This is a genomic window from Candidatus Allofournierella merdavium, assembly GCF_944382735.1.
Classification (GTDB): Bacteria; Bacillota; Clostridia; order Oscillospirales; family Ruminococcaceae; genus Allofournierella_A; species Allofournierella_A merdavium.
This window is the reverse complement of record NZ_CALWND010000001.1, coordinates 214,309-226,170: the sequence shown is the minus strand read 5'-3', so window position 1 is coordinate 226,170 and position 11,862 is coordinate 214,309. Positions and strand designations below refer to the sequence as shown.

The window sequence follows — 11,862 nt, the reverse complement described above, 5'->3', positions numbered from 1 at the left end:
AAAGGACCGTGAAAAAGTTTCAGTTCTCTCTGGACGGCGTGTTGGGGTACCGTCAGCAGGTGCTGGAAGGTCGCCAGAACGAGTACGCCAAAGCCCTGGCGCAGGTGCGGGAGCAGCAGGACCGGGTGGACGACGCCACGGCCCGCTACCGGCAGCTGAACCGGCGGTTCCGCGAGGAGGCCGCCCGCGGCATCACCGCGGCTGACGCGATGGGGTTTGAAAACGGGCTGCGGGCCCTGGAAGCGGAGATCGCCCGGGAGACCCGCCTGCTGGAGGAATACCAGCAGGCAGCGGAGGAAAAACGGGCGCAGGTGCTTCAGGCTCACATGGACGCCACGATCCTGGAACGACTGAAGGAAAAGCAGAAGGACGCATACCAGAAAGAAGTGCAAAAGAGCGACGAGCGGTTCATAGACGATCTGGTCTCCGCCACACGGGCGGTGAAAAGCGATCCGTGAACCCTTGCGATACACTGAAAGGAGGTGAAACAAGATGCAAATGAACGATATGGTGTTGCAGATGGCCCTGATGAGCGCGTTGCAGCAGATGCAGGCTTCCGCGGTGCCCGGGCAGACCACCGATGCTTCCTCGCAGAAGACCAACTTCAAAGACCTGCTGGAGCAGCGACGGAACGACCTGACCACCGGATCGGACCGGCAGGACGTGGAAACGTCGCAGCCGGACCGGAACGAGACGGCGGAGCAGCCGCAGAACGGCAAGGAACCCGCCGCGACCGATGCGGAGCTCACGGCGCTGGCAGCCGGGCAGATGCTGATGGCAAACTGCTTTGTTCCGATGGAGCAGTTCGCCGCGGTGCAGCCGGAAGGCCTCGCTGAGACGGCGCCGGTCGAGATGCTCACGGCGGAGGGCGGCACCCTGCAGGCGGACGCCGCGCAGCTGCTGGGCGTTTCGACGCAGAGCGATGCGCAGCCTGTGCAGGCGGTGTTTACGGAGACCGTCTCCGGCGGAGAAGCGCAGACCACGCTGCCGCAGCAGGCGGCGGAGGCCGTGGCCCCCGCGGGCGACCAGGCCAACACAGCGCAGGACCTGGCGCAGCAGCTGACGCAGTCCGATCCCCGGCAGGAGAAAAACCAGCCGACGGAGGACGCCGCGGTGCAGAGCTGGCACACGCCGCTGTTCCGCGACGTGGAAGCGACCCCCGTGCGGGTGGGCGACGCCCCGGTGGACATGACGGCCCCGGCGCAGGATGTGGAAAACACCCTGGGCAGCGCGCTCAAGGGCGCGGTGGAACAGGGCGATCAGTTCCTGGAGATCCGCCTCAGCCCGGCCAACCTCGGCAACGTGGTGGCGGAATTCACCCGCAGCCCGGAAGGCGCGCTCCATGTGGTGCTCCGCGCTGAAACGGAGCAGGCCGCGAAGCTGCTCAGCAGCCATGCCTCGGCCCTGAGCCTGATGCTGCAGGACAGCAGCCACAGCGAAGTGCGGGTGGAAGTGCCGCAGCCGCAGCAGGAGCAGACCCCCTGGCAGCAGCCGGATCAAAACGGCGGCCAGCAGCAGCAACAGCAGCAACAGCAGCAGCGTCAGCAGAACGCGCCCCGTCGCGAGACGGAATCCTTCCTCCATCAGCTCCGGCTCGGGCTGGTGCAGATGGAAACGCAGGCCGTGTAAACGGCACAGGCAGGAGATGATAACATGGCAATCAATTCTACGTTCTTCCCGCTGGAAACCCTCGCGGCGAACAACACCTACGCCGCGGCGAAGTCGTCCAGCACCCCCACCGTGGAGGAGCTGCAAAGCTGGGGTTACACCGTCACCGACCCGGACGACGCGTTCGGCCTCGACTTCACGGATTTCCTTCAGCTGATGGTCCAGCAGCTGCAGAACCAGACCATCGACAGCGCAGCCGACACGTCGGATATGCTCAACCAGATGGTGCAGATGTCTGTGGTGCAGATGATGAGCAAGGTGCAGACCGGCCTGGACAACCTGACCGCCGCGAGCACGATGACCTACGCGGCCTCCCTGGTGGGCAAGACCGTCACCGTGGGCGTCTACAACAGCGAGGGCAAGATCGAGGAGATCGTTGGCACCGTGGATGGCACCGGCACCTATCAGAACACGCCGGTCATCTTTATCAACGGCGAGATGTACCCCCTGAGCAGCATCATGGCTGTGGGCCGGCTGCCGGAGGTCCCGGACGCCGGTGACGGCGGCGAGACCGGCGAGGGCGGCGACAACGTCGAGGGCGGCGACAACGTCGAAGGCGGCGAGAATGTCGGCGGCGGTGAAAATGTCGGCGGCGGCGAGAACGTCGGCGGCGGCGAGAACGTCGAGGGCGGAACGACCACCGAGGGCGGAACGACCACCGAAAACGGTGAAAGCGCTGCCGGCGGAGAAAACGGCACGCAGGTCTGATCCATCGAAACGTGTGAAGGAGGTATTCCCATGGTTGGACCGATCCAGACAGCGGGTCCGGGAAGGATCTCCGGGCAGACCGAAGCACGCAGAGCGCAGAACCCGCAGGAAAGCGGTTTTGGCGCCGTGTTCCAGCAGGAGTTGGAACGCGCGCAAACGCGGCAGGTCGCATTCTCCAAGCACGCGCTCAGCCGCGCGGAGGAGAGAGGGATCGAAGTGACCCCCACGCTGCTGGAAAAGTTGGGAGACTCGGTGGAACGGGCACAGGCCAAAGGCGCGACCAACATCCTCGCGCTGGATCAGAGCCTGGCGTTCATCGTGAACGTGCCGAACGGCCGGGTCATCACCGCTTTGTCCGAAGCGGAGATGAAGGACAGCATTTTTACAAACATTGACGGCGCCGTGTTCCTGTAAATTACAGAGGGCAGGACCGAAAGGAGGCTCTGGGGGCCGTGTGACTGACGGCTTCCCGGCGGCGCGCATATTCGGAAAGGAAGCAAAACTACTATGTCTATGACTGGCGCTATGAGCTCGGCGATCGCCGGCTTGAAAACGCATATGCAGGCGTTGAACGTCGTTGGCAACAACATCGCGAACGTGAATACTTACGGCTACAAGGCCCAGCGGATCACCTTTAAGGAGAGCATGTACAACACCCTCAGCTCCGGTTCCGCGGGCACGAACACCATGGGCAGCACCAACCCCCAGCAGATCGGTTACGGCTGCACCGTGGGCACCATCGACCTGGACATGACCTCCGGCGACCTGAGCGCCACCGGCCGTGATCTGGACTGTGCCATCAAGGGCGACGGGTTTTTCCTGGTGGGTCAGAAGGGCCTCAACATCAACAGCGCCGACGCGGTGAAGGGCCTCACCCTCACCCGCGTGGGCGACTTTGACTTCCGCGACGGCTACCTCGTCGACGGCCAGGGCAATGTGGTCTACGGCTTTTTGACCAGTGCGGTGGATCCCGCGGTGGGCGGCGCAGCCGGCACCACCATTGGCGGCACCAGCACCGCTCTGGTGCCCATCCATCTGCCCATGCGGGACGCTACCACCAACTCCGCAGTGTATGTGGGCGTCAACGGCCAGGGCGAGAACGTGGAGCCTGCCGCGAATGCGGTGAACGGCTACATCAACTACACCAACCTGTCCATCGACTCCAACGGCAAGATCGTCTGCACCAACGACGACACCGGTGAGGAGGTCGTGGTGGGCTACATCGCCCTCGGTTCGGTGGAGAACCCCAGCGGCGTGCTGCACACCGACGGCCCCTACTACACCGCGGGCGCCGCGGCGGGCTCCATCACCGTGAGCACCCCCAACAGCGCTGTGACCGGCTACCTCAACAACGGCAAGATCATGGCGGGCGCTGTGCCCGACCCGAACACCATGCTGCTGGCCAAGAGCGGCACCCGCCTCATGACCTCCTTCCTGGAGGGCTCCGGCACCGATCTTGCCACCGAGTTTTCCAACATGATCGTGTATCAGCGCGGCTACCAGGCCAACACCCGTATCGTTACCGTGACCGACACCATGCTGGAGGAATTGGTCAACATGAAGCGCTAAGGCGCTCCTGAACAGGGCTTAGCCGCCTGAGGCCGCGCCTCAGGCGGCGGCACTGCCCGGAGAAAGTGAGGGGTTTTGTGATCGAACTTCGGAAGATGAACAACGAGCGCTTTCTGGTGAATCACAATCAGATCGAGTGCATCGAGCTGATTCCCGAGTGCAAGATTGTGATGATGAACCACGACTACTATCTTGTGCAGGACACCGTGGAAGAGATCATCCAGAAGATCGCTGAGTACAATGCCAAGGTTCAGGACATCCACCGGGAGATCGCGGTGACCGACCGGCGCTGACCAGGCGCCGGCACGGCAGGATGTGTAGATAGACAGAAGGGATCGACGGTATGAACGTTGTATATTTGTTCGGTATTGTTTTAGCTGCTGCATTCACCATCTTCGGCATTATGATCAGCATCGGCATCAACCCCGGCCAGACGCCCATGTTCGATTTCAGTTTCACGCCGGCAAGCGTGTGGAACTTTGTGGACGTTTCCAGTGTCCTCATCGTGCTGGGCGGTACGCTGGCCGTGGTGATCGCCTGTTATCCGAAGCTGGCCAGGTCCATCCCCAGCCACATCAAGATCATGCTCCGCGCCAAGGCCTTTGATCCGTCGGCCTATGTGGAGCAGCTGGTGGAACTGGCCCAGATCGCGCGAAAGAACGGTCTGCTGGCCCTGGAGGAAAAGGCCAACGATCAGCCGGACCCCTTCTTCAAACAGGCGATCATGCTCATTGTGGATGCCAACGACCCCGACCGGGTGCGCAGCATCCTGGAGAACGACATCGAACAGACCTCCGCCCGCCATCAGGAGGTCGTGGCCATGTACGAGCGGGGATCCAACGCCGCGCCCGCCTTTGGTATGATCGGTACCCTGATCGGCCTGATCAACATGCTCAAAGGCCTGGATGGCGCGGACATGGAATCGCTGGGCCCCAACATGTCGGTGGCACTGGTCACCACCTTCTACGGCTCGTTTTTGGCCCATGTGATCTTCAACCCCATCGCGGCGAACCTCACCGCCCGGGATGAGGAGGAGGTGCTCTGCCGTCAGATCGTGGTGGAGGGCATCATGGCCATCCAGTCGGGCGAAAACCCCAAGTTCCTGCGCGAACGGCTCATGACCTTCATGAACCAGCGCCAGCGGGACATGCAGGGCGAGGCGGAAGGGCAGCCGGCCGAGGGCAAGGGAAAACGGCGCAAACGCAAATAACAATGCGCGCACGGAGAGGGGAGGTTAGGAGATGAAAAGAAAAAGCGGCGGAAGCGGCGGCGCGAACTGGATGGATACATACGGTGATATGGTGACCCTGCTGCTGTGCTTTTTTGTAATGCTCTATTCCATGTCCACCATGGACAAGGAAAAGTGGATCGCCCTGGTGCAGTCCTTCAATCCCAGCGCGGTGACGGAGGAAGTGTCCGGCGGTCTCGGTTCCGAGAACTCCGACGCAGAGGCGCTGACCCAGGCCCAGGTGGATGCCGACATCGAGGATCTGTATCAGTCGATGAAAAACTACATCGAGCAGGAGCAGCTCAGCACGCAGGTCAGCATCACCAAAGGCGGCGGCTATGTGTTCGTCTCCTTCGACAACACGGTGTTTTTCGACGGCGACAGCTACATCCTGCGGGATGACGGCAAGGTGGTGCTGGATCAGGTGGCGAAATCCATCGCCGATGTGAGCGGGTCGATCGATGAGATCCGGGTGCTGGGCCACACGGCGCAGGATGACCCGGTTTCGCCCAACAACCCGCGGAACGACCGGTTCCTGGCCACCAACCGCGCGGCGGTGGTGACGGTGTACCTTCAGGAGAAAAACATCATCGATCCCTCCCGGCTGGTGAGCGTGGGATACGGACAATGGCGGCCCGTGGCGGACAACGCCACACCGGAGGGGCGCGCCCAGAACCGGCGGGTGGAACTGCTGGTGACGGGACTAAATATGGAGAACGGCATCGGGGATGACATAGCCCAGTACTACACCATGCGTTCCGGCCAGGGCAGCGTCCTGACCGAGCCGCAGGTGACCGACGGAACAACCGGCGGGCAGGCTCAGGCGCAAACCGGTTCCGACCAGGAGGAATAACCATGGCGGAAGTGTTGTCACAAAGCCAGATCGACGCACTGCTCAGCGCGGCGCGCAGCGGCGAGATGAACCTGAACCGGTCCGACCAGGATTCGGAAAAGAAATACAGGAAATACGATTTTTACAGCCCGCGGAAGTTCACCAAGGACCGGCTGAAGATGATCAGCGGCATCTTCGAGAACTACACCCGCATCATCAACTCACGGCTCAACGGCCTGCTGCACACCACCAGTGAGATCTCGGTGGAGTCGGTGGAGGAACAGCGGTACTACGAGTTTTCCAACGCCCTGTCCGACGGCGACGTGCTGACATTGGCGGACGTGGAGATCCAGGGCAAGCGGGAGAGCGAAGAGGCCCCCGTGCTGATCCACCTGAGCACAGGCATGGCGCTGAACATGATGGACCGGCTGATGGGCGGCCAGGGCGACGCCACTTCCAAGGCGCCCGCCGGATACGGGTTCACCCCGCTGGAACTGAAACTCTACGAGACCATCGTGAAGGATCTGATCGCCACGCTGGGCGGCAGTTGGGAAAACTACATCGACCTGAATTTCGTGTTTCGCAGAGTTGAGTCAAACCCCACCCTTGTACAGCTGATCGGCCTGGACGAGACAGTGGTCATCATCGGCATCAGCATCAAGTTCCCAAATGCGTCCGGGCGGATGAACATCTGCCTGCCGGGAATGATGCTTACCAATATCTTCGCGCGCATTGCCGCCATGAATCAGGTGGGCCGCGGCGAAGGGGAGAAAAATTCCAAAGAGATCATGGACATCCTGCGGGATTCGCAGTTGGAGATCACGGCGGAATTGGGACGCACCCAGTTGAAGCTGTGGGACATCTACTATTTGAACGTGGGCGACGTGATCGACTTGGGACGCTCCACCAAGACCCCCGTGGATCTGTACATCGGCGGGCAGCCTTGGTTCAGCGGAAAGCTGGGCACCCAGGGAGGCAATATGGCGGTTAAGATTTGGGACACCTATCACGTCCAGACAAGAGAGGAGAAGTGAGGAGCATGGCTCAGAACATCTTTAATTCGATGGAGCTGGACGCCATCGGCGAAATCATGAATATCAGCCTGGGGTCCTCGGCGACCGCGGTGTCCAATATGCTGGATCACCGGGTGGACATCACCACCCCCTCCATCAGCGTGGTGAAGGCCAGCGAGTTCAGCATCGGCGATCTGGAACCTGCCATCGGCATCGAGATCCGCTATGTTTCCGGCCTGAAGGGCAGCAACATCATGTTGCTGAAGAAAAGCGACATCAAGATGATCGTGGACATCCTCATGGGCAGCGAAACGCCGGATGAGGAGTTCGAACTCAACGACCTGACGGTCAGCGCGGTGTGCGAGGTCATGAATCAGATGATGGGCGCGGCCTCCACCGCCCTGTCGGACTTCCTGGGATACCCGGTGAACATCTCCACCCCCCAGTCCTTTGAACTGAACGATATGGATCGGTTCAAAAAGGAGCATTTCGGCAGCGATGACGAAACGCTGGTCGTGGTCCGCTTCATGCTGAGCATCGAGAACATGCTCAAGAGCGAATTCGTCAACGTCATGTCGGTGGACCTGGCCCGCGAACTGCTGGCCGGTTTCGAGATGAACTTCGGCGTGATGCCCTCCGACGACAGCGCCTCCGCCCCGAAGTCCGCTCCGGCCCCGCAGGCTACTCCCGCGCCGGCCCCGCAGCCGGCCCCGGCTCCCCAGCCCGCGCCGGAAGCCGCTTCCTCCAACCGGGTGATGAGCCAGGAGGAGATCGAGCGGATGCTCAGCGGCATGAACGGCGGCCAGGCCCAGCCGGCGCCGGTGCAGCAGGCCCCGGTGCAGCAGGCTCCGGTGCAGCAGGTGCCGGTGCAGCAGCCGGTCTGGCAGACGCCGGAACCGAAACGGATCAACGCCACGCCGGTCACGCTTCCGGCGCTGGACGTGGAGAACCGGATCGGCAAGGAGCAGGCCGACAACCTGGAGCTGATCATGTCTGTGCCGCTGGAGATCTCGGTGGAGATCGGCCGCACGCGCCGGAAGGTGGAGGATATCCTCGCCTTCTCCAAGGGATCGCTGGTGGTGCTGGACAAACTGGCCGGCGACCAGGTGGATCTGTTCGTCAACGGGCTGTGTGTGGCCAAGGGCGATGTGGTCGTCATCGACGACAACTTCGGCATCCGCATTACCGAGGTGCTCAAGCACAGCGAGCTTTTGAACCTGACCTGACCTGTGCACGAATTTTCGGCACGGGATACAACAAAACAGTAAAAACAGTAAAGGGTGAAAATCATGGCTAAGATTTTGATTGTGGACGACGCGGCTTTTATGAGAAAGGTGATCCGGGACACTCTGACCAAAGAGGGCTACACCGACATCTACGAGGCTGTGGACGGGCAGGACGCGGTGGAAAAATACTTTGAGATCAAACCCGACCTGGTCCTGATGGACATCACGATGCCCAACATGGACGGTCTGGAAGCGCTCAAGGCCATCCGCGCCAAGGACAGCAACGCCAACGTGGTGATGTGCTCCGCCATGGGCCAGGAGGCCATGGTGGTGGAAGCCGTGCAGGCGGGCACCAAAGACTTCGTGGTGAAGCCCTTCAAGAGCGACCGTCTGCTGAAGACCGTCACCTCCATCGTGGGCGCGCCCTGACCGGGATGCACTGGGAGGTCATTCTTTCCCTGCTCTGGGCCTTGTTCGTGACCTGCCTGATCCTGGTGCTGGCGTACTTCGCCACCCGTTTCCTGGCAGGGCGCATGGCCGCGGGAGGCCTGGCCGGAGGCCGGCGTCTCAAGGTGCTGGAACAAACCGCCGTGGGCAAGGATCAAAAACTGCTGCTGGTGCGCCTGGATGACCGGGTGTACTTCCTGGCGGTCACGCCCGGCGGCGCCACCGTTCTGCGTGAGCTGACGGAGGAGGAAAACGCCGCGTGGCAGGCCAGCCGGCCATCGCCTTCGGCAGAGCCGGGCAGCTTCGCCCAGGCGCTGCGCCGGGTGCTGGAGCAGCGCAAAAAGTAAGGGGGGACAGGATACGGACGCACTGATCAATGTAAACGGCGAAAATGTCCAGACCCTCCAGATCCTGTTCATGACGACCATGGTGACGCTGTTGCCCTCCATGGTGGTCATGATGACATCCTTCACACGATACGTCATCTCCTTTTCCTTCCTGCGCTCGGCCATAGGCCTGCAGCAGAACCCGCCCAACATGGTGCTGGTGGGCATGGCGCTGTTTTTGACCCTGTTTACCATGTCGCCCACCATCAGCGAGATCCAGACCACCGCCTATGAACCGTACATGGCGGAGGAGATCACCCAGGACGAGTTTTTCGCCCGGGCCCAGATCCCTCTGAAGGAGTTTATGGCGCGCAACACCGAGGCCAGTTCGCTGGATATGTTCTGCCAGCTGGCCGGGGAGCAGCCGCCGGAAGACGCGCAGGGGGTGGAGGATCTGGCGCTGACCACGCTGGTGCCGGCGTTCATGACGTCGGAACTGAAGCGGGCCTTCCTGATCGGGTTTTATCTTTACATCCCCTTTTTGCTGATCGACGTGGTGGTCTCCTCGGCGCTGATGTCCATGGGCATGATCATGCTGCCGCCGTCCATGATCTCCATGCCGTTCAAACTTCTCCTGTTCATCACTTTGGATGGCTGGCAGCTGCTGTTCTCCACGCTGGTGCAGGGGTTCAATTAGAAAGCAAAGGAGGGAGACGCGGATGCAGCCTGTGGATATCCTGCGGGAAGGTGTTGGTGTGGCGCTGAAACTCGGCGCGCCCATGCTGATCCTGAGCATGCTTGTGGGCATTTTGGTGGCCATTTTCCAGGCGGTGACGCAGATCCACGAACAGTCCCTCTCCTTTATCCTGAAACTGATCGTGGTGGTCCTGATCCTGCTGGTGGGCGGCGGCTGGATGCTGGAAGTTCTCCAGGATTATTCCCGCTATCTGTTCACACTGATGTGAGGGTGCGGGGATGGACTGGTCGCAACTGTATCTTTACACGCTGATTTTTATGCGCACCAGCGGCTTTGTGCTGCTGAATCCGCTGTTGGGCCGGACCAGCCTGCCCAACCTGGTGCGGGCGGGCGTGGCCATGGTCCTCTCGATCTTTTTGTTCGGGGTGGTCGACCAGGCGCCCGCCGTGCCCGCGAATGTGCTGGAGTTCATGCTCCGGCTGCTGCTGGAACTGGGCGTGGGCTTTGTGCTCGGCTTTGTGATGCAGCTGTTTTTCATGGTCATCGAGGTGGGCGGCGAGGTCATCGACGGCCAGATGGGCCTGACCATGGCCCAGGTCTACGACTCCAGCAGCCAGGTGAACATGACGGTCACGGCCGCGCTGCTCAACGTGCTCATGGTCCTGACCTTTTTCGCGGAGAACGGCCATTACACCATGCTGCGCATCTTCCTGTCCTCCCAGCAGGTTGTGCCCTATGGCCAGGTGATGCTGGGGCAGCAGGCCGCTTCAGGCGTGACTGAGGTGTTCCTCTCCTGCATGATGCTGGCCGTCAAGCTATCGCTGCCGATCCTGGCGGCGGAACTGCTGGGCGAACTGGGCATGGGCATCCTGATGAAAGCCATCCCCCAGATCAACGCCTTTGTGATCAACATCGAGTTGAAGGTCATCATCGGCCTGGTCCTGTTCTTTTTGTTTCTCACTCCCATCAGCGAATTTTTGCTGGGCGTTGAGTCGGAGATGCTCAGGACCATGAGCCGTGTCCTGACGATGACCGTCGCTCCGGGATAGCCGGCAGGAGGTGAGGCAGGGTGGCTGACGGACAGAAGACTGAAAAAGCAACACCGAAACGCCGGGAAGACGAGCGAAAAAAAGGCAACATCTTCTTCAGCAACGACGCGGTGTCGGTGGCAGTGCTGTTGTCCGGCCTGGTCACGCTGTTCCTTCTGGCGGCAAACGCCGGCACAAGCATCCAGCGCTTTCTGCGCCGGTGCATCGGGCTGGCGCTGAGCCAGCAGACGCTGCCCACGCAGGGCGACCTGCAGGAACTGCAGATCCAATTCCTCAAGGCCTTTGCGCTGGCGGTGGGCCCCCTGCTGGCGATCACGGTGGTGGCGGGCATCGCGGCCACCTTCTTCCAGACGAAAATGCTGGTTTCGGGCGAGTCGCTGCGGCCCAAATTCAGCCGGATGAACCCTTTGCAGGGGCTCAAGCGGCTGCTCTCGGTGCGCAGCCTGGTGGAGGCGCTGAAAGGTACCCTGAAGATCGGCGTGCTCCTGTACATCATCTATCACTTTCTGGCAGGCGTGATAAACGCCTTTTCCAAATATCTCTTCACCGATATCGGCACCGCCTGCGCTCATCTTCTGGACCTGGGGTTTCAGATGTCCATGCAGATCGCAGTGGCGTTCGTGGTGCTGGCCGGCGCGGATATCTTTTACCAGTGGTGGGACTATGAGCGCCAGATCCGGATGTCCAAGCAGGAGATCAAGGAAGAGTACAAGCAGATGGAGGGCGATCCCCAGGTCAAAAGCAAGATCAAGGAGATCCAGCGCAAGATCGCCCAGTCGCGCATGATGCAAAAGGTGCCTCAGGCGGATGTGGTCATCCGAAACCCCACCCACTTCGCCGTGGCCCTGCGCTACAAGCCGGACCGGGACGCCGCGCCGGTGGTGCTGGCCAAGGGGCAGGATCATCTGGCGCTGCGCATCGTGCAGCTGGCGGAGGAAAACGGCGTGGCCGTGGTGGAGAATGTGCCCCTGGCCCGCGCGCTGTACGCCACCGCCGAACTGGACCGGGAGATCCCGCCGGAACTGTACGGCGCCGTGGCCGAGGTGCTGGTATACATCTACCGTATGAACGAGGGCGCCGCCGGCGGCAGTTAAGAGAA

The 11,862-nt window shown here is 61.4% G+C and carries 16 protein-coding genes; all 16 read left to right on the top strand.

From position 1 onward, the window contains the following. The first annotated feature begins 8 nt into the window (after nt 1–8). The 16 genes from fliJ to flhB all read left to right on the top strand — a co-directional run bounded on the left by fliJ (nt 9) and on the right by flhB (nt 11,857). Nucleotides 9–458, top strand: coding sequence for a flagellar export protein FliJ (gene fliJ / locus ACH2A7_RS01040; RefSeq protein ID WP_394959170.1), 450 nt, complete (start codon nt 9–11; stop codon nt 456–458). 34 nt (nt 459–492) lie between these two features. Beyond that, a complete protein-coding gene (locus ACH2A7_RS01035) occupies nt 493–1,629 on the top strand; it encodes a flagellar hook-length control protein FliK (protein WP_394959168.1) in 1,137 nt (378 codons plus the stop codon). A gap of 24 nt (nt 1,630–1,653) precedes the next feature. After that, the gene (locus ACH2A7_RS01030) at nt 1,654–2,376 is read left to right on the top strand and encodes a flagellar hook capping FlgD N-terminal domain-containing protein (RefSeq protein ID WP_394959166.1); all 723 of its coding nucleotides are present in this window, start codon (nt 1,654–1,656) and stop codon (nt 2,374–2,376) included. A gap of 30 nt (nt 2,377–2,406) precedes the next feature. Beyond that, nucleotides 2,407–2,790 carry a TIGR02530 family flagellar biosynthesis protein gene (locus ACH2A7_RS01025; RefSeq protein ID WP_394959164.1) on the top strand — a complete coding sequence of 128 codons (384 nt, stop codon included), beginning with the start codon at nt 2,407–2,409 and terminating at the stop codon, nt 2,788–2,790. A 93-nt stretch (nt 2,791–2,883) separates the two neighbouring features. Beyond that, nucleotides 2,884–3,945, top strand: coding sequence for a flagellar hook-basal body complex protein (locus ACH2A7_RS01020; protein WP_394959162.1), 1,062 nt, complete (start codon nt 2,884–2,886; stop codon nt 3,943–3,945). Nucleotides 3,946–4,022: 77 nt separating this feature from the next. After that, a complete protein-coding gene (locus ACH2A7_RS01015) occupies nt 4,023–4,238 on the top strand; it encodes a flagellar FlbD family protein (protein ID WP_394959160.1) in 216 nt (71 codons plus the stop codon). A 50-nt stretch (nt 4,239–4,288) separates the two neighbouring features. Beyond that, nucleotides 4,289–5,155: a motility protein A gene (locus ACH2A7_RS01010; RefSeq protein ID WP_394959158.1), complete on the top strand. Its 867-nt coding sequence runs from the start codon at nt 4,289–4,291 to the stop codon at nt 5,153–5,155. Between the two features lie 31 nt (nt 5,156–5,186). Beyond that, nucleotides 5,187–6,026 carry a flagellar motor protein MotB gene (locus ACH2A7_RS01005; RefSeq protein ID WP_394959156.1) on the top strand — a complete coding sequence of 280 codons (840 nt, stop codon included), beginning with the start codon at nt 5,187–5,189 and terminating at the stop codon, nt 6,024–6,026. Nucleotides 6,027–6,028: 2 nt separating this feature from the next. Beyond that, nucleotides 6,029–7,039 carry a flagellar motor switch protein FliM gene (locus ACH2A7_RS01000; RefSeq protein WP_394959154.1) on the top strand — a complete coding sequence of 337 codons (1,011 nt, stop codon included), beginning with the start codon at nt 6,029–6,031 and terminating at the stop codon, nt 7,037–7,039. Nucleotides 7,040–7,044: 5 nt separating this feature from the next. Continuing rightward, complete coding sequence (gene fliY, locus ACH2A7_RS00995) at nt 7,045–8,244, top strand: flagellar motor switch phosphatase FliY (RefSeq protein ID WP_394959152.1); 1,200 nt, start codon at nt 7,045–7,047, stop codon at nt 8,242–8,244. Nucleotides 8,245–8,307: 63 nt separating this feature from the next. Next, nucleotides 8,308–8,673: a response regulator gene (locus ACH2A7_RS00990; RefSeq protein WP_394959150.1), complete on the top strand. Its 366-nt coding sequence runs from the start codon at nt 8,308–8,310 to the stop codon at nt 8,671–8,673. Between the two features lie 5 nt (nt 8,674–8,678). Further along, nucleotides 8,679–9,038: a flagellar biosynthetic protein FliO gene (gene fliO, locus ACH2A7_RS00985; protein WP_394959148.1), complete on the top strand. Its 360-nt coding sequence runs from the start codon at nt 8,679–8,681 to the stop codon at nt 9,036–9,038. Nucleotides 9,039–9,060: 22 nt separating this feature from the next. Continuing rightward, nucleotides 9,061–9,714, top strand: a complete 654-nt coding sequence (gene fliP, locus ACH2A7_RS00980) for a flagellar type III secretion system pore protein FliP (protein ID WP_394959316.1) — start codon at nt 9,061–9,063, stop codon at nt 9,712–9,714. 22 nt (nt 9,715–9,736) lie between these two features. Continuing rightward, nucleotides 9,737–9,982: a flagellar biosynthetic protein FliQ gene (locus ACH2A7_RS00975; protein ID WP_394959146.1), complete on the top strand. Its 246-nt coding sequence runs from the start codon at nt 9,737–9,739 to the stop codon at nt 9,980–9,982. A gap of 10 nt (nt 9,983–9,992) precedes the next feature. After that, a complete protein-coding gene (locus ACH2A7_RS00970) occupies nt 9,993–10,763 on the top strand; it encodes a flagellar biosynthetic protein FliR (protein WP_394959144.1) in 771 nt (256 codons plus the stop codon). 20 nt (nt 10,764–10,783) lie between these two features. Beyond that, on the top strand, nt 10,784–11,857 hold the full coding sequence (flhB, locus tag ACH2A7_RS00965) for a flagellar biosynthesis protein FlhB (protein WP_394959142.1): 1,074 nt from the start codon (nt 10,784–10,786) through the stop codon (nt 11,855–11,857). The last annotated feature ends 5 nt before the right edge of the window (nt 11,858–11,862 follow it).